Genomic DNA, 20088 nt, shown 5'->3' on the forward strand with positions numbered 1-20088 from the left:
ATTCTTGCTGACATCGTCCCAGCGGAAAATGTGCCCGTTCATCACCACAAAGACACCAGCACCCAATAGCTGGACAGCGGTGACTGCGCAGCCGAGATTGAAAATCGCATCGGAGTTGCTGATCGAATAAGGGATCATCGCTCCGAACAGCACTACCGTTTTGTTCTCCAGCTTCTGCCCAAGCACCCGTGCGGTATCAACCATCGAATCGGTGCCATGGGAAATGATGATCTTTGACTCTTCACACGCACTACAACTGGCGAGAATGGTTTCCCGATCCTCATCATTCATCTCCAGGCTATCCTTGAACATCAACTGCTCGGTGCTGTAGTCCAGTTTGCACCTGCCCCGCTCCAGCATTTCCGGAATAAACGAATCACGGAACTCAAGTGCGCCACTAATCTCATTATAGCACTTACAGATCGTTCCTCCGGTGATAAAAAATTTCAGTTTCAAGTTGCCAGCTCCTGTGTTGATTCTTTACCCCCCATTCCGTTCAGATCTACGCCTGATTATTTGTTATTTCATGGGATAAGCGGGAAAAGTTTCCGCCCCATTAAATGGTAAATAATCACAACTAACGGAGCTAGGTCTATCATTGTTATTATTTTCACGGTGTCCCGCCAAAGCTGACAGAAGACTCTTTAAACCCCGTTTCGGAGATTTCTGAGCAACTGGCTACTTCAACAGATCATAATCCTTCAAATCAAACCATTTCCGGGAAAAGATAAAGCCGGTCACAGGTTCCGGCGACAGACTGGTGACCTCGTCAGTCATGTTCTTTCTGTAGAAGGCGGTAACTGTGGCATTTTGCCAGACTGTTTTTTGCATCTTGGCTCTTACTTCGGCGACATATTCATCCTGAAGATGCGGTTTCGGATAAATGGCTTTGATGCTTTTATCCTGTTTCACAGCAGTGATGGCTTGCACGATATAATCGGTAGCCACTTCCATATAAGACATTTGCGAACTGTGGCCGGAGCCGGTGTTGGGGCCATTCACTTTAAAATAGTTGGGGTAACCCGAAACAGTAATACCCTTATACGAGGCGATTTTTGTTTCCCATTCGGCATTCAGATTGCGACCACCCAGGCCATTCACCTGAAACGTCAGCGCCCTTTTCATATTCGTATAGGCATAGTATCCCGTGGCGTAAACGATGTTATCAAGCGGAATATCCTTGCCATCTTTGGTTTTAATGCCTGTGGGTGTGATGCACTCAATGCCGCTTATATCGACATCGACATTGTCTTTTGCCAGTGCTGGCAGATAGGTGTTGGTTGGAATGACACGACGGCTGCCCAATTCATAATCGGGCATCATGTGTTTTCGCAAGGCATCATCTTTAATGAATTTTTCGAGATGTTCTTGCTGCCGTTTCTTGTAATACGCTTTCATGTAGGGAGCGACCTTTGAAATTATCGGATAGCGGCGAAAGGCAACAAAGCGGATATCGTAAAAGATAAATACAAACAGGCGGATGATATGGCGGATGATTGGCAGCGTACGAAGGTAGCGCTCGACAGTGCTATATTCCCGATCTGAACGTGGCAGTACCCACTGCGCTTTACCCATGAACAGGGTTAAGCGATCAACCTTGTCAGCCATGGCTGGAACGATCTGTGCGCCGGAACAGCCAGAGCCGATCACGCCGACACGTTTGCCCTCATAAGAGACAGAATGATCCCAGTGACCTGCGTGGAATTGTGCGCCGGTGAAAGTGTCCGCGCCTTCAATATTGGGGATATGCGGATTGGCCAGCACACCACTGGTGTCGATCACAAAGCGGGCGGTATAATTTTCGCCCGACTCGGTCTTCACATGCCACAAATTAGCACTATCATCATAGCTGAGGCTGGTGACTGTCTGGTTCGTTTTGGACTGTTTTTTTAAGCTGAACTTGTCGATGATATGGTTGGTATAGGCGAGCAGTTCACTTTGCGGCGCAAAGGTTTTCTTGAACGGAAATGGAATAAAGGAGATGGAATAGAGACTGGTGGGAATATCCACCTCAGCTCCGGGGTAGGAGTTGATTTGCCAGGTACCGCCTAACTCAGGACTTCGTTCTAACATGAGGAAGTCATCACAACCCTTTTTCTGCAAACGCACAGCAGCCAGCAAACCTGAAAAGCCGGAGCCGATGATAATGGTCTCAACATATTGAGGCTCTTGTGTCTTGCCGGTCTGCTCTGTCTCTTTTGCTGGTCGTGGTTCCGATGCGTTCATGTTCAAATCCATTTGGGCATGCATTGATGTGATCCTTGAGGTGTAACTACTGATTGCCTTGTTTCGGCATCATAACAAGCATAACGAAGGATAGGCAAGAGTAGTTGAAAAAATCACCTCGTTTAGACGCCATCACCTTAGAAAACGGCCATTAGGAACCCACAATTTGTGAGTACAACACGCCTCCCCTACTGATTACCACGCTACTGACCTTGTATGTGTGCTGTCGTTTGTCATTCCAAGGAGTTAGAAATTGAGGCCATTCTTTACAAATGGCTTTAAACTTATTTATACCAACGACTACTGCTGCTATATTGCCGCTCATGAATTCATCTAACGTTTTATCTCTTCAAATGCAGAAACGCATCCTGATTTTAGACGGTGCAATGGGCACCATGATCCAGTCATACGGACTGCAGGAAGCCGACTATCGCGGCGAGCGTTTTGCTGACTGGCCATCAGAGCTTAAAGGCAATAACGACCTACTCTCACTGACACAACCGGAAATTATTGGTGAAATTCACGCCAAATATCTTGAGGCTGGTTCCGATATTCTGGAAACCAACACTTTCAATGCCAACTCTGCCTCCATGGCCGACTACGGCATGGAAGAGCTGGTTTATGAATTAAACGTGGCCGGTGCCAAAGCTGCACGGAAAGCGTGTGATGCATTTACCACAACGGACAAACCGCGTTTTGTAGCAGGTGTACTTGGCCCCACATCCCGTACCTGCTCTATTTCACCAGATGTGAACGATCCGGGTTTTCGTAATGTCACCTTTGATGAACTGGTAGAGACTTATACTGAAGCGACACGCGGCCTGATTGATGGTGGTGCAGATATTCTGCTGATTGAAACTGTCTTCGATACGCTTAACGCCAAAGCCGCAGTTTTCGCCGTGAAAAAGTTCTTTGAAGACAATAATGTAGAACTACCAATCATGATCTCAGGCACCATTACCGATGCATCAGGACGCACCTTATCCGGTCAAACGGCTACTGCCTTCTACAACTCACTCGCGCATGCTAATCCAATATCTATTGGTTTGAATTGTGCCCTAGGTGCCGGTGAGTTACGTCAATATATTGAAGAGCTTTCTAATACTGTTTCCTGCGCCATCAACGCCCATCCCAACGCTGGCCTGCCCAACGCCATGGGTGGTTATGATGAAACACCTGAAGAGATGGCAGCTGAAATTAAAGAGTGGGCAGAATCAGGCTTCCTTAATGTCATCGGTGGTTGCTGTGGTACTGGACCGGAGCATATCCGTGCCATGGCCAAAGCTGTCGATGGTATCGCCCCTCGACCTGCCCCTGAACGCGAAGTGATCTGTCGCCTATCCGGCCTTGAACCGCTGCATATCGACAAGAACTCTCTCTTCGTCAATGTTGGTGAACGTGCCAATGTGACCGGTTCAGCCATGTTCAAACGTCTTATTCTTGAAGGCAATTACAACAAAGCATTGGATGTCTGCCGTGAGCAGGTGGAGAACGGTGCCCAGATCATTGATATCAATATGGATGAAGCGATGCTCGATGGTAAAGCCGCAATGGTGACCTTCCTCAATCTTATCGCTTCTGAGCCTGATATCTCCCGTGTGCCTGTCATGATCGATTCATCCAAATGGGAAATTATCGAAGCCGGTCTGAAATGCATTCAGGGTAAAGGTGTTGTGAACTCCATCTCAATGAAAGAGGGAAAAGAGGCCTTTGTTCACCACGCCAAGCTGCTGGCTAAATATGGTGCCGCTGTGGTGGTGATGGCCTTTGATGAAGATGGTCAGGCCGATACCTATGAGCGTAAAATAGAGATTTGTAAAAACTCTTACCATATTCTGGTGGATGAGTGTGGATTTCCACCTGAAGATATTATTTTCGATCCGAATATTTTCGCTATTGCTACCGGTATTGAAGAACACAATAACTATGCCGTCGATTTCATTGAAGCCACCGGCTGGATCAAACAGAACCTGCCACACGCCATGATCTCTGGTGGTGTATCCAATGTATCCTTCTCTTTCCGTGGCAACAATCCGGTACGCGAAGCCATTCACTCCGTATTTCTCTATTACACCATCAAAAATGGCATGGATATGGGTATCGTCAATGCCGGTATGCTGGAAGTATATGAAGAGCTGCCTAAAGCATTGCGTGATGCAGTGGAAGATGTGGTGCTCAATCGCAATCCGGATGCTACCGATCACCTGCTCTCCATTGCCGATGATTATCGCGGCGATGGCGTCATTGCCAAAAAAGCCGATGAAGAGTGGCGCAAGCTGCCCGTAGCCAAACGCCTGGAACATGCACTGGTTAAGGGCATTGATGCCCACGTTGATGAAGATACCGAAGAAGCCCGTCTGGCATTCGATAACCCCATTGAGGTGATTGAAGGACCGCTGATGGACGGCATGAATGTGGTTGGTGATCTCTTTGGAGATGGTAAAATGTTCCTGCCACAGGTGGTGAAATCAGCCCGTGTGATGAAAAAAGCCGTGGCCTGGTTAATGCCATATATTGAAGCTGAAAAGGCCACCGGGGTATCCTCTTCCAACGGCAAAATTCTGATGGCGACCGTCAAAGGTGATGTCCACGATATCGGTAAAAATATCGTAGGTGTAGTGCTTCAATGCAACAATTTTGAAGTGATTGATATTGGTGTCATGGTGCCTGCAGCTACTATTCTTGAGAAAGCCAAAGAACATAATGTCGATATTATCGGGCTTTCTGGTCTGATCACACCATCACTCGATGAGATGGTGCACATCGCCAAAGAGATGAAACGCCTTGGTTTCACCACCCCTATCATGCTCGGTGGTGCAACCACCTCCAAAGCGCATACGGCCGTGAAAATCATGCATGAGTACGATGAGCCGGTGATCTGGGTAAAAGATGCGTCACGCGCTGTTGGTGTGGCTCAAAACCTTATCTCAGTAGCCCATCGCACTGACTTTGTGAGCGCTACGCGCACTGAATACGAAGCCGTACGTGATCGCTATCTGGGGCGCCAGAAACAAACCGATTGGCTATCTCTTGCTGATGCACGAGCGAACCCGACAAATATTGATGCAGACACAATTGCACCAGCACCGGCCACACTGGGCGTGCAGGCATTGGAAAACATTAACATCACCGATATTCGTGACTATATCGACTGGACCCCGTTCTTCTCTGCATGGGAACTCAATGGTGCATACCCGCGCATCCTGAATGACCCACACAAAGGGAAAGAAGCTCAGAAACTATTCAATGAAGCACAGACCTGGCTGGATAAAATCATTGCTGAAAACTGGTTTGAAGCCAAAGCGGTCTTTGGTCTGTTCCCGGCTTCACCTACTGCTGATGACTCTGTGATTGTTTACAGTGATGAAACGCGCTCCTGCGAAGCCGCCCGCTTCCACTTTGTACGTCAGCAGCTGGATAAAAAAGATTCACGCGCAAACCTCTGCCTGTCTGATTTCATCGCCAAAGAGAACGATCATATTGGTGGTTTTGCTGTCGCTATCTTTGGCGCAGAAGAGAAAGCCAAAGCATATGAAGCAGAACATGATGATTACGCCGCCATTATGATCAAGGTATTGGCAGACCGTCTGGCAGAAGCACTGGCAGAAAAGCTGCACAAAGAGGTGCGCAGCACGCATTGGGCATATGCGGCTGATGAATCACTTAGTGCTGAAGAGTTGGCCAAAGAAAAATATCAGGGTATTCGCCCGGCAGCCGGTTATCCAGCCTGCCCTGAACACACTGAAAAAGGCACTCTATGGCAACTGCTTGATGTGCAAGAGCATATCGGTATGGAGCTGACTGAGTCGTATGCCATGTTACCGACCGCAGCAGTATCCGGTCTCTATTTTGCCAATCCGGAAGCGCACTACTTCACAGTAGGCAAGATCAACAAAGATCAGGTGAAAGATTATGCTACCCGTAAAGATATAAGCATGAATGAAGCTGAACGCTGGTTAGCGCCTAACCTGGGCTATTAAGCAAGCACTCGAAACGGTATGAGCCGGATCTGATCCGGTTCAATACCTCGGTTCTTGATAAACAAACCGCAGCAGCTAAGGTGATCATCATCAGGTATGCAGCACATCAGAATAACTATGAGGTAATAGATACGTGCGTACAGACTCCAAACTATCCGTCTACATCATAGCATATAACGAAGAAGAGAAAATTGCTGATGCGGTGAACAGTGTCTTATGGGCTGATGAAGTGATTGTCGCCGATTCACATAGTAAGGATCGTACCGCTGAGATTGCCAGCGCTTTGGGCGCTCGCGTTGAACAACTGGACTTTGAGGGTTTTGGAAAGCTGCGCAATGATGCCATCGCAGCGTGTACCCATGATTGGGTATTCAGTCTTGATTCCGATGAGCGTTGCACACCGGAAGCAGCTGAAGAGATTCGTGATATCATCAATCGGCCAGATGCAGCCGGTGCCTGGTACACCCCCCGCCGCAACTGGTTCATGGGCCGCTGGATCAATCATTGCGGCTGGCACCCCGATTATCGCCAACCCCAATTGTTTAAAAAAGGCGCATTGGTTTTCAACAACCATGACGAAGTGCATGAGGGTTTTGAGATTCACGGCAGCATAGATCATATGCAACAGGCTATCTGGCAGTTCCCGTTTAAAGACTTAAGTCAGATTCAGGACAAAGGCATGCGCTACTCCACACTGGGAGCGCTGAAACTTGAACGCAATAGTGTCTCTGCCGGAATGGGAAAAGCGCTGGCGCGCGGGCTATGGGCTTTTTTCCGCATCTATATTCTCAAACTTGGCATGCTCGATGGTTGGGCCGGTTTTGTGATTGCCTTTGCTAATCTGGAAGGCACCTTCTACCGCTACGCCAAACTGACCGAACGCCAAAAAGGCTGGAGCAATCCACCAAAATCACCATGACTACAAAGCTTAACATCATTCAAATAGTGCGCCGCTTTGGCCCGGTGGGTGGTATGGAACGTTATGTGTGGGAGCTTAGCCGGGAGATTGCTGCTGCCGGTCATCAGCTTACTGTATTGTGTGAAGAGCTTTGCGCAGATGCTGCCCCTGAAGGTGTAGCCGTTGTGAGCCTGGGCGGCATCCGAAAAAAACCACGCTGGCTGGCACATTTGAGATTTTCCAAACGTGTTTCAGATTGGCTTGCAACACACCCTGAATATCAACATCATATTATTCACAGCCATGAACGCACCAATGTGCACCAATTCACCACCTTTCATGGCCCTCCTTTTGCCAAGGTAAAAGACAAACCATGGTGGAAACGCATTTCACTGCGTATTTTGGCAAACCTCTATCTGGAGAGACGTGAATTGTGTGGCATTCAAGTCAAGGCAATCATTCCCAATTCAACACTTATTGCTAATGCTTTAAACGATTATTATCCCGAGATATCCAAACGGTTGGCCGCCCCTATCACACCGGGCGTTGCCGATATCCCTAAATGCGTTGAGCGTGTTGTTGATACGGATGCAGGGGTGATTGGTTTTGTCGGCAAAGAGTGGAAACGCAAAGGACTGGATATGGCGGTAAAGATCGTGACTGAATTACGCCATAACCGCCCCAAACTCTCATTTATTGTAGTCGGCCCCAATCCCGATGCAGTGCGTCATCTGTTTGCGCATTGGCCTGAAGAACGTTATCAACTGCTTGGTGAAACCGATAGCGCCCCCTTATATGCACAGTTTGATCTATTACTGCATCCCGCCCGTCAGGAGCCTTATGGCATGGTCATCGCGGAAGCCAGGGCTGCAGGAGTAGCTGTTCTGATATCAGATGCCTGCGGCATTGCGGATGAACTGGATAACGCATCGGTATTGGCTCTGGATGCACCCATATCAACCTGGGCCAAGGCTTGTGATGATCGGATGAACGGGATTAATCAGATGAGAGAATCATCAGATGTGGTCATAAGAGACTGGCAGGTCGTCGCAGCGGATCAAATCGCCTGTTACCGGCAATATTGGAACACGTAAATACCAACAAGAAATTACTTACTTCTTACAGGATGCAACAAACCAGCATCCCCTTAACTGGTTTTGCCAACACGACGCGCAAGTTTATTCATGATCCATTGATGCAACACATTTACAAAGCCGATAATGTATGAAAAGAACGTCGGAAGCCGATCCGCTTCGGCACGTATCCACAAATAAATACCGAAGGCCAGCAACAGTGACTGCTCCAGCCACATACTCCAGCCGGGGAATATTCCCTGATTAACCTGTCGGTGAAAAAACAACTGTAAATTGTAAATAATCACCAGCAGTGCGATGCCTGCAATCATGGAGCCGGCTTTTCCGGAACGTTTCTGCGTCAAGGAGAGTGGCAAGGTAAAAAAGAACAGCACCAGTACCGTAGTTGGTAATAACAGACGCCGATTCCACTCCGCCAGTGCCCCGTCTGCATCATTCTGCATAGCATTCCACAGCTCCGTCGAGGTCATCATGGTCACATGATCTATGGAATTATATTTCTTCCATTTACCATCCGAGACTGGAATCGCTACCTGATAGCTATCAAAGGCCAGCATGCGCTGATCAGCACCCTGCCCTTCAAGGCGCACACCGTGGTTCATATGCAACTCAAGGTTATTACCACTCACCTCATTTCCGGTCATATCAAAACGGGCAGACTGGGCAGTATAGATAACCGACACATTATCCCGATTATCTTCCAGAATCACACCGTGATAAACACCCTTATCATCTTCACCATCGACATAGACTGTTACCCCATCAAAACCCTGGGTAAAACGTTGGGGAGAGAAAGAGATTGCCCCCTTAAGAGCATATACTTTACTAAGAATATTATAAAAGCCCAATTGACCTTGCGGCAATAGCACCATCGATGTGTAGGTTAAAGAGCCCCAGAGCAACAGCACCAATACAAAAAAGCTGCGAAACATCCGTGTATAAGAGAGGCCTGACGCACGTAGTACATCCATTTCACTACTCTGCTGCAGACCTGCGATGGTATTCTGCATGGAAAGGAAAAAAGCCATCGGCACCGTCAACAGCAAAAAATATGGAATGGTCAGGGTTAGCAGGTCGGCAATAAGAAACCAGGCCTGACTACTATCAGAAACCATACCCAATAACTTAAGTGTACGCCCCAATAGCAACACACCTAGCACCAGTATCAAGCCGCCAGCAAATGGACCCAACCACAGTCGCAGCATGTAACGATCCAGTGTCATCAGTTCATCACGTCATGGTATTTCATTGCAGCCACACTAGCACCACCGTAAACATCGATAAAATTAAATTACCGCATACAAAGGGCACGCATGAACTTTTCACGACTTCAGTACAGCTTTCAGATAAAAACCGGTGTGTGATGCCGGACAAGCAGCCACCTGTTTTGGAGTACCGCTCACAACCACACTACCACCTTTATCACCGCCCTCAGGCCCCATATCCACAATCCAATCGGCGGTTTTAATCACATCCAGGTTATGTTCAATGACTATCATGGTATTACCACGATCAACCAATGCATGTAACACATCGAGCAATTTGGCTACATCATGAAAATGCAGGCCCGTTGTGGGTTCATCGAGAATATAGAGCGTATCTCCGGTCGCTTTACGCGCCAGCTCTTTCGATAGTTTAATACGCTGCGCCTCACCACCGGACAGTGTTGTGGCAGATTGGCCCAGTTGAATATAACCCAGGCCCACCTGTTGCAGTGTACTTAAACGGTTTTTCAACGGTGGAATCGAAACGAAAAATTCCAGCGCGTCGTCCACGGTCATATGCAGCACATCATCAATGGTTTTGCCTTTGTAGCGAATATCAAGCGTCTCACGATTATAACGTTTGCCCTGACAAGCTTCGCAGTGCACATACACATCGGGTAAGAAATGCATCTCAACTTTGATAATGCCATCGCCCTGACAGGCTTCACATCGACCACCTTTCACATTGAATGAGAAGCGTCCGGCTTTATAACCACGGGCGCGGGATTCTGGTACCTGAGCAAAAAACTCACGAATCGGGGTAAACAGTCCTGTATATGTGGCTGGATTGGAGCGCGGAGTACGACCAATCGGACTTTGATCAATATTAATAATTTTATCGATCAAATCCGCACCAATGAGCTTGCCATGTTCTCCCATTCGTTCAGTTTTCAAGCCCTTGGATTTGGCCAGAGCTTTAAACAAGGTCTCATTGGTTAGTGTTGACTTGCCGGAACCTGATACACCGGTCACACAGGAGAAACGCGCCAGCGGAAACAACGCTTTCACCGTTTGCAGATTATGTTCACAAGCACCCTCTACACCAAGCATGGCATGGTTCTTATTCACCTTGCGTTGCTTGGGTATGGTAATCCGTTTACGACCCGACAAATAATCAGAGGTAAGTGTTTTTTCTTTTAAAATCGCTTTCAATGGCCCTTGTGCAACTATTTCTCCACCATGTACGCCAGCTCTCGGGCCCATATCAATCACCCAGTCAGCTGTACGGATAGCATCTTCATCATGTTCTACCACAATCACCGAGTTACCCAGATCACGCAGCCGCCTTAAGGTGGCCAACAAACGATCATTATCCCGCTGATGCAGACCTATAGACGGTTCATCGAGAATATAGAGTACACCGACAAGCGCAGAGCCAATCTGCGTAGCCAATCGTATGCGCTGCGCCTCACCACCGGAGAGCGTACCTGATGTACGTTCCAGACTCAGGTAATCCAGCCCCACTTCAATCATGAAACCTAATCGCGCCGAGATCTCTTCGAGCACTTTATCCGCTATCGCTTGATGCTGAGTACTCAATACCAGACTATTGATCCATGCCTGCTCATCACGCAGAGGCATTTTGACAATTTCAGGCAGTGATTTGCCCGCAATACGCACGTAACGCGCCGGTTTGGTGAGTCGCGAACCTTCACATACAGGGCAATCAATGGTGTTAATATATTTCGATAGCGCTTCGCGCACATCATCCGAGTTTGTTTCACGATAGCGTCGATCCAGATTAGGGATCACACCTTCAAAGGGCCGTTCAACCACCCTGTTCTGCCCCGGTGTTTCATACACAAATTGAATCTTCTTTCTGCCACTGCCGAAAAGAAACACCTTGCGCGCTTCTGCGGTCAGATCTTTAAATGGTTGATCCATATCGGCATCAACGAAGGCTGCGACCGATTCCAAGGTCTGGCGATACATAAATGTTTCGCGTCCGGCCCACGGTTCAATGGCGCCATCGGCCATAGAGAGCGTATCATTCGGCACCACCAAATCGGGATCAAACACCGTTTTACTACCCAAACCATCACATGAAGAACATGCTCCAACTGGTGAATTAAATGAGAATAATCTAGGTTCAATATCCGGATATGAGATACCACAATCGGCGCAAGCAAAGCGTTCAGAGAAGACCTCTTCCTCCTTCCCAATCAGGGCAATCATCAGCCCTTCGCCGTAACGCAACGCCGTCTCAACCGAATCTGCCAGACGTGTACGAATGCCTTCCCGGATCACCAGTCGATCTACGACCAGTTCGATATTGTGTTTAATATTTTTCTTTAATGCAGGCACATCATCGAGTGCCATCACGTCGCCATCGATGCGCACCCGCACAAAACCATCTTTACCGGCCTGCTCCAACTCTTTGCGAAATTCGCCTTTACGACCACGCGCAATTGGAGCCAACAGCTGTAATTTGGTGCCCTCTTCCAGTGCCTCTATATGATCAATAATGACGCTGGCTGGTTGTGATGTGATTTGCTTTCCACAACCATGGCAATAAGGCTGACCAATGCGAGCAAACAACAGGCGCAGATAATCATAAACTTCGGTAATGGTGCCAACGGTAGAACGTGGATTACGCGAAGTAGTCTTCTGTTCAATCGATATAGCCGGAGAGAGCCCTTCAATAGCATCTACATCCGGGCGCTCCATCATACCCAAGAACTGGCGCGCATAAGCTGATAACGACTCCACATAACGCCGTTGTCCTTCTGCATAGAGTGTATCAAATGCCAGGCTGGACTTGCCAGAGCCTGACACACCGGTAATCACCACCAGTTTTTCGCGCGGAATCTCCAGACTGATATTTTTAAGATTATGTACCCGTGCCCCTTCGACACGAATTGTATTGGCCTTTTCATGCTCAATCATACAAGCAACCTAATCTGTACAAGCTCACATTTTCGGCATGCCCGGTGGCATACCGCCACCCATTCCACCAAATTTACCCATCATCTGGCTCATCATACGACGCCCTTTTCCACCCTTCATGCGTTTCATCATCTTCTGCATCTGGGCAAACTGTTTGAGCATGCGGTTGATATCCGGCACGGTTGTACCGGAGCCATTAGCGATGCGGCGTTTGCGGCTACCATTGATGAGCTTGGGATACTTTTTCTCTTTGGCGGTCATGGAATAGACCATTGCCTGCATACGTTTGATCGGTTTATCATCCATCTGCGCCATGGCTTCCGGAGGCAACTTCATACCCGGCATCATTTTTAACATGCCTGCCATACCACCCATATTCTGCATCTGACCCAACTGTTCAGCGAAATCGCCCAGATCAAACTGACCTTTATTGATTTTCGCAGCTGCCTTTTCCGCTACGCCCTGATCGACATTGGCCTGAATTTTCTCAACCAGACCAACAACATCACCCTGCCCTAAAATACGGCCGGCCATACGTGACGGATCAAACAATTCAAATGCATCGATCTTTTCGCCCGTACCGACATAACGAATCGGCACACCTGTACTGTGGGCAACGGAGAGTGCTGCACCACCACGCACATCTGCATCGGTTTTGGTCAGAATACAACCGGACATGGTCACGGCAGCATGGAACTGTTCAGCAATAGGTAGCGCGGTCTGACCGGTCATGGAATCCAGCACCAACAAGCGTTCACTGGCATCGACTGTATCGGCCACATCTTTGATCTCAGCCATCAAGTCATCATCAACCACCTGGCGACCGGCGGTATCGAGAATCAAGACATGCAGTCCATCACGACCTGCCTGCATCACCGCCGACTTGGCCATTTTAGCAGCCGTTGAACCTTCACCCTGAATATAGGGTACGTTCACTTGACCAGCCAAAACCTGAAGCTGTTCACGAGCCGCAGGTCGGGTGGCATCCACCGAAGTCATGGCGACTTTTTTACCCTGCGAAGCAAGCAATCGTGCCAGTTTACCGGCAGTAGTTGTTTTACCTGCACCCTGCAAACCACACAACAGAATAACGGAAGGGATTTTTGACAAATCCAAATCGCGACGTTGCCCACCGAGCAGGTCGGTCAGTACATCATTGAGGATTTTAATAATGACCTGACCCGGCTGCAGGCTCTTGGCAACTTCGGCTCCAAGTGCACGTTCTTTTACTTCAGCCATCAAGTGACGCACCACAGGCAACGCCACATCCGCTTCCAGCATTGCCAGACGCATTTCACGCAGTGTGGCATCCAGATCCGCTTCAGATACCCGCGCTGCACCACGCAACTTGTGGGTAATATCTCCGATCTTTTCACTTAAACGACTGAACATATAACTCTCTCCTACTTTTTCGCCCGCCTATCATAAACAGAGGGGCTACTCTGTGAACCAAAAGCAAAGGGTCAACCCAAGGATGTGCTGAAAAAAATCAGCGTATCCGTGCAGGCCATGGACCGCCTGCCAAAATCATGTGCGCAAGTGCTTGATTTTCATGCCACACATCCATGTCTGGCTCCCTGCGGGCGTAACCCGTGCAATCCTGCAATCTTGTGTAGACAAAAACAAAACCTCGATTTTGCCTTTGCGCGCTAAAAAAACTATATGGACGTAGTTTTTTAGCGTCGCAATTAATACGTACTAATTCAATGGTGCAAACAGATTATCAAGCTCTTCAGCAGACCATAATGATTTTTTCACAGCATCTTTCTGGTGAATCGCATCAGCCAATTCACGTTTGCGTTCCTGCAACTCCAGAATTTTCTCTTCCACAGAACCTTCTGTAATCAGCTTATAAACAAACACTGCCTTATCCTGACCAATACGGTGGGCCCGGTCAGTCGCCTGTCTTTCCACGGCAGGATTCCACCATGGGTCAAAGTGAATCACGGTATCGGCAGCAGTTAAATTCAGGCCAACCCCACCTGCTTTCAAACTAATCAGGAATAGTGGTACTTTTTCATTCTGGAACGATTCAATCGGCGTAATACGATCCTGCGTTTTACCTGTCAGTTTCACATAATCAATATTCTGCACTTTTAACTCTTCTTCGATCAGAGAAAGCATCGATGTAAATTGTGAGAAGAGCAGAATACGGCGCCCCTCTTCAATCATTTCAGGCAATAGCTCCATCAACATCTGTAGCTTTGCCGATACTGGCGGTTCACCCTGCAAACCATTGACCAGACGTGGATCACAACATACTTGTCGCATTTTTAACAAGGCATCAAGCACCACAATCTGACTTTGGGCGACGCCCATAGAAGCTACAGCGTCACGCACCCGCTTCTGCATCGCCAAACGTACACTTTCGTAAAGTTCTCGCTGTGCTCCTTCAATTTCAACACTGCGAATAATTTCCGTTTTAGCAGGCAACTCCAGCGCCACATCTTCTTTACAACGCCTGAGCATGAATGGCCGCAAGCGTACATTCAACGCATCCTGGCGGGCGGTATCACCTTGCAATTCAATAGGTTTACGGAATAGTTTTGTAAAACCTTTCATATCATAGAGATAACCCGGCATGAGAAAATCAAACTGAGCCCACAACTCACCCAGATGGTTTTCAATAGGTGTACCAGTCATACAAATTTTGTGCTGCGCATTCAACTGGCGTACCAAACGGGCCACTTTCGATCTCGGGTTTTTGATATACTGCGCTTCATCAAGAATCAGCATATGCCAGTTTTGTGCTTCAATCACATCAAAATCTCTAGCCAACAACGGATATGTGGTAATGACAAGATCATAGCCTGCCAACACATCAAAATATTTAGCACGATCAGGGCCGTGTACCACCAGAAGTGACATACCCGGTGTGAACTTTTCTGCTTCACGTCGCCAGTTGTGCATCAAACTGGTTGGAGCAATGACCAGTGCAGGATGCTTCAAGCGCCCGTCTTCTTTCTCTTTCAAAATATGCGCCAGAGCCTGAACTGTTTTCCCTAACCCCATATCATCAGCCATGATTCCACCGAGATTCATTTGACGCAGGAACTGCATCCAACTCAACCCCTCGCGCTGATAATCACGCAAATCAGCATGCAATCCTGTTGGCACATCACACACTGGTAAACTGTCCAGATCAGCCAGCTGCTTCATCTGCTTGAGCCAAACGCTACTGCTAACCTGCACCGGTGCCGCTGAAGTTGAGATACTCTCCTCCAGCGCCAGCATTTGCGGCACAGACAATTCTACTGTCTGGTTATCACTTCCACCGGCAAAAACTTCCATCATAAAGTGTAAAATATTGGCAACCATTTCACCGGGAGCCGGCAATAATCTACCATCCGGTAGTGGCAATGGGATCTGTGCTTTTTCTTTCAATCGCGCCAATGAGTCAGCCTTCAACAGATCCGGTTTATTACCAACCCAACGTGCCAAGGCATCAATCAGATCAATCTGATCACCACTATCGAGGGTAACCATAAAGCTGGCCTGCCCCATCAAACTACTGGCATTATCGGACTTGCTCTGTTCAAGATTCAACTCCCAACTGGAGGCTTGTTCTATCTTGTAGGCAAAACCATCAGAGACTTCAATCTGAAAACCAGCCTCCTTTAAGTCAGGTACTTCATATAACATCCATTCCGGCCAGTCATCATCATGGATCAATCTGAAGGCATGCTCCGGAAATTCGACGTGTGCAGCAATGGTGCTTTCTCGCGCCGGATAGAGCCCGGCATGCATCAACTGCTCTACTGCCTCCGTTTCACACGCCACATCACGGGCATAATCGATGACCTTGTCACCTCTGATAGAACGCACTGACTTTGGCTGGGATGAGCGTGGTACTTTTTTACCATCATAATCAAAAAACAGCTCCACCACATGGCACTGCTCAGGTGTACGGTAGCCCCACTGTTGCACCAGCTTCATCGTCTTAAGTTGAATCACCAACTGCGGTTTCACCTCTCTGTGTACATGCAGCAGATGCATCGGAGCAGGCACATCATCGGGCAACTGTCGTTTCACATCTTTAATCGCCTCATCAGAACAATCGAGCTCTACAGCAGGGATATTCAGTAGGATCTCTGCCACATCAGGTATTTGACCGCTCTCAATCTGACCACAGGCATGCTGCTCCACATCAATAAACCATGGTGGTGATGTCGGCACAACCAACTCAGCACCAGACATATGCAGTGTGAGATGCTGATCTCCACGCTCGCCCAGCTTCCAACCCCATTCACCATTGCGGCGATCAACACGCTGTAGTGCTTCGGAATCTTTGGTCATCCAATGACAACGCCCACTGGTCAGTGCCCGTTTCAATATTTTTAACCCTTGAGGCCCTTTAATGCGATAACCATGCAGCGATGATAAGGATCGATCATTCGCAACTTCACGCAACATGCTTTCGTCACTGGAAAGAATAAATTGTGGTGGTGTGTAATTGAGAATATTTGAAGGATTATAATCCTGAGCTTTACCATACGCCCCCGACTTCAATAAACGCGCCGTAATAAAACGCAATTGAACATTCAGATCACCATCGGGCTCCAGAATATATAACAGGCGTTGTTTAATGCTATCGGGATACTCTTGATGCGCCACTTTACCATCACTCACCTGCTCCAATGCGCCCAACCATTGACCAAATGCCATGGCTCCCGGTGCAGCAAACTGAGGTGCTTTGACCACTTCATCCTGTTTTTCTATCCAGGCATATAACACAGCTGCCACATGTTTACAGTTTAAACCAGTCGGGCACGTACATTCACCACGAATCTCGCCTGTTTGCTCTGATGCAAAGTGAATCAACACTTCATATGGTTTGGGCGCAGTGCCTTGCACATCGCCCATCAACTGGCTGCCATTTTGCAATGGTTCAACATCGCTTACACGATCATGTTTAAAATAACGCTTACCACGCATGGCAAATGTTTTTCCCACCCATGTTCTAATCAGCGTTTCGCTTATTTCAGGCATATTGCTCATTGACTAACTAATCCTTTTTCGTGCTACTTGAAGTGCCTGCAATTGCAGTATTTCATCCCGATGCGCGGCTGCATCTTCAAATCTTAAATCTGCTGCAGCCTCAGTCATCAAACGTTCCAAAACATTTATACGTGCTTCTTTTTCTTCCAAACTTAACGGTGCCGGTTCCGCAATTTCAGGTATATGTCCATAATCCATTTCATACACTGAACCGAGAATATCTTTCACATCCGACTTCACCGTCTCCGGTGTAATGCCGTGCTTTTCATTATAAGCCAGCTGTATTTCACGCCGGCGCTCTGTTTCAAACATCGCGCGTTGCATCGAATCGGTGATCTTATCCGCATACAAAATCACAAAACCTTCAGCATTGCGTGCAGCCCTGCCAATGGTCTGCGTCAATGAACGCTCTGATCGCAAAAAGCCTTCTTTATCAGCATCAAAAATTGCCACGAATGCAACTTCGGGCAAATCCAGCCCCTCACGCAACAGGTTAATGCCAATCAACACATCGAACAGACCCAAACGCAAGTCACGCAGTATCTCCATGCGCTCCACCGTATCAATATCGGAATGCAGATAGCGCACTTTCATACCCAGATTATTCAGGTATTCGGCCAAATCTTCCGCCATACGTTTGGTCAAACATGTTGCCAATACTCGGTAACCATTTTTAATCACCGCATTGGCTTGCGATATAAAGTCATCTACCTGTGTGGATGCCGGGCGCACTTCAATCGGCGGATCAATCAGCCCGGTAGGCCGGATCACCTGCTCAACCACCACCCCACCACACTGCTCGAGTTCATATGGACCGGGTGTGGCCGATACATAGACAGCTTGTGGCACCACCGACTCAAATTCATGAAACTGCAGTGGCCGATTATCCAAGGCTGATGGCAAACGAAAGCCGAAATCAACCAACGTCTGTTTTCGGGAGCGGTCTCCCTTAAACATGCCACCAATTTGTGGCACAGTAACATGCGATTCATCCACCACTACAAGCGCATTATTGGGTAAGTAATCCAACAGAGTTGGCGGTGAATCACCAGGAGGGCGACCGGTCAAATGACGCGAATAGTTTTCAACACCGGTGCAATACCCCACCTCCTGGATCATTTCCAGATCAAAAATAGTGCGCTGCTCCAGGCGCTGCGCTTCTACAAGTTGATTCTTATCATGCAATTCAGCTAAACGCTCAGCCAATTCATCTCGGATCGCATCCATGGCTTTAAGCAACTGATCGCGTGGCGTTACAAAGTGGCTTTTAGGGAACACCGTATATTTATGTAACACGTCCATACTTTTGCCCGTTAATGGATCAAACTGACTAATGGCATCAATTTCATCGCCAAAAAATTCAATCCGAATAGCGAAGTCTTCTGCATGGGCCGGATAAACCTCCAACACATCACCGCGCAAGCGAAACGTACCGCGATGAAAATCTATATCGTTGCGTTGATACTGTAATTCAACCAGTTTATTTACAGCCGCACGCTGATCAACTTCTCGACCCACCTCAAAATACAATAACATATTTGAATACGCTTCAGGGCTACCCAGTCCATAGATACACGATACAGAAGCAACAATGATTACATCTTCCCGTTCCAGTAAAACCCGTGTCGCTGAGTGACGCATACGATCAATGTGCTCATTAATAGCGGAGTCTTTTTCGATATAAGTATCACTCGATGGTACATAAGCCTCGGGTTGATAATAATCATAATACGAAACAAAATATTCGACTGCATTATTGGGAAAAAACTGTTTGAACTCACCATATAGCTGTGCTGCCAGTGTCTTATTCGGTGCAAGAATGAGGGTGGGCTTCTGCGTACGCTCAATCACACAGGCCATACTATAGGTTTTGCCGGAGCCGGTAACTCCGAGCAATGTTTGGTGCCTATCACCGGCATTTATGCCATTGACGAGCTCAGCAATCGCATTCGGCTGATCGCCACGTGGTCGGTAATCTCCGGCAAGTTCAAAGCGCATCGAGCGATGCTAACCCCAAGCCAAATTGAATCCAGTATATATTCATCAGGATACTTTCTAGCCTCACGATCACAGAATAAATCGACATGACAAAACGTTTAAATCTCACTCACATCTTCATTTCTAATTTGAAGAAATTCGACTAGTGCCCTAGCGCAACTTTTTGATACTGCTTTAAAATTAAAGTCCACAGTGAGATCACCGATATACATAACTGATCGCACAAAAGGTGGTACATGGACTCCTCCTGCACGTAGCTAACTTGGGAAATGATTTCCCTGCTTATATGTAACATGTGAAGCTGCGTGTTTTTAATAATATTATGCCTTGTGAGGAGGACTCGATGATTATTGTACCTACTGCCACCCCTGCTGCCGTTCTGGACCAGAACACCGTCACCCAAACGCAGCAATATCAAACACAAAGTGCTGAGCAATCACGCAAAGCTTCGGTGACCGTGCAGGTTTCTGCAGAGGCTCGCGAATTGGCTGGTGCTGAGAGCAAAGAACCAGCGCCACAACAAAAAATTGAAGTGCAAGCCAATAAAGAAAACATACAAGCTGTTGAAGTCAATAAACAACAAGCGGTAAACCAGACAACCAAACTACCTGAAAACAATAAAATCGATGTTGTTGCATAGCTGATTAGTCATCCAATACGCTAATCAATCTTCGATTTGCATGAATATGCGGCTGCAATGGTGCTGCCTGTTGTTTAACCACCCTCTTTAAAAGACCACTTTT

General features: G+C 47.7%; 11 protein-coding genes. 4 read left to right on the forward strand and 7 right to left on the reverse strand.

Features of this window, described 5'->3' with window-relative positions; translation table 11 throughout:
* Nucleotides 1-456, reverse strand: a 456-nt coding sequence (locus tag D8Y20_RS07025) for an asparaginase domain-containing protein (RefSeq protein ID WP_121542340.1), incomplete at its 3' end; no start/stop codon positions are given.
* A 222-nt stretch (nt 457-678) separates the two neighbouring features.
* Nucleotides 679-2226 (reverse strand): NAD(P)/FAD-dependent oxidoreductase, encoded by a 1548-nt coding sequence (locus tag D8Y20_RS07030; protein WP_121542387.1) that lies wholly within the window; start codon nt 2224-2226, stop codon nt 679-681.
* 323 nt (nt 2227-2549) lie between these two features.
* Between D8Y20_RS07030 and metH the strand changes: the two genes are divergently transcribed.
* The 3 genes from metH (at nt 2550) to D8Y20_RS07045 (ending at nt 8198) form a co-directional block, all read left to right on the forward strand.
* A complete protein-coding gene (metH, locus tag D8Y20_RS07035; protein ID WP_121542388.1) occupies nt 2550-6206 on the forward strand; it encodes a methionine synthase in 3657 nt (1218 codons plus the stop codon).
* A gap of 133 nt (nt 6207-6339) precedes the next feature.
* A complete protein-coding gene (locus D8Y20_RS07040) occupies nt 6340-7125 on the forward strand; it encodes a glycosyltransferase family 2 protein (RefSeq protein ID WP_121542341.1) in 786 nt (261 codons plus the stop codon).
* The gene (locus D8Y20_RS07045) at nt 7122-8198 is read left to right on the forward strand and encodes a glycosyltransferase family 4 protein (RefSeq protein WP_121542342.1); all 1077 of its coding nucleotides are present in this window, start codon (nt 7122-7124) and stop codon (nt 8196-8198) included. Before D8Y20_RS07040 ends, D8Y20_RS07045 begins: the two co-directional genes overlap by 4 nt.
* Nucleotides 8199-8251: 53 nt before the next feature.
* On the opposite strand, the gene D8Y20_RS07050 is transcribed toward D8Y20_RS07045, so the two are convergent.
* The 5 genes from D8Y20_RS07050 to uvrB form a co-directional block, all read right to left on the reverse strand.
* Complete coding sequence (locus D8Y20_RS07050) at nt 8252-9421, reverse strand: LptF/LptG family permease (protein ID WP_121542343.1); 1170 nt, start codon at nt 9419-9421, stop codon at nt 8252-8254.
* Between the two features lie 99 nt (nt 9422-9520).
* Nucleotides 9521-12349: an excinuclease ABC subunit UvrA gene (gene uvrA, locus D8Y20_RS07055; RefSeq protein ID WP_121542344.1), complete on the reverse strand. Its 2829-nt coding sequence runs from the start codon at nt 12347-12349 to the stop codon at nt 9521-9523.
* 24 nt (nt 12350-12373) lie between these two features.
* Complete coding sequence (gene ffh / locus D8Y20_RS07060; protein ID WP_121542345.1) at nt 12374-13741, reverse strand: signal recognition particle protein; 1368 nt, start codon at nt 13739-13741, stop codon at nt 12374-12376.
* 306 nt (nt 13742-14047) lie between these two features.
* Entirely contained in the window at nt 14048-17347 is a 3300-nt protein-coding gene (locus D8Y20_RS07065) for a DEAD/DEAH box helicase (protein ID WP_121542346.1), read from the reverse strand.
* Between the two features lie 3 nt (nt 17348-17350).
* Entirely contained in the window at nt 17351-19345 is a 1995-nt protein-coding gene (uvrB, locus tag D8Y20_RS07070; RefSeq protein WP_121542347.1) for an excinuclease ABC subunit UvrB, read from the reverse strand.
* A gap of 343 nt (nt 19346-19688) precedes the next feature.
* Here uvrB and D8Y20_RS07075 point away from each other — a divergent pair, with 343 nt between their 5' ends.
* On the forward strand, nt 19689-19985 hold the full coding sequence (locus tag D8Y20_RS07075; RefSeq protein ID WP_121542348.1) for a hypothetical protein: 297 nt from the start codon (nt 19689-19691) through the stop codon (nt 19983-19985).
* Nucleotides 19986-20088: the final 103 nt, after the last annotated feature.

The sequence above is a fragment of the Mariprofundus sp. EBB-1 genome (assembly GCF_003665155.1).
Classification (GTDB): Bacteria; Pseudomonadota; Zetaproteobacteria; order Mariprofundales; family Mariprofundaceae; genus Mariprofundus.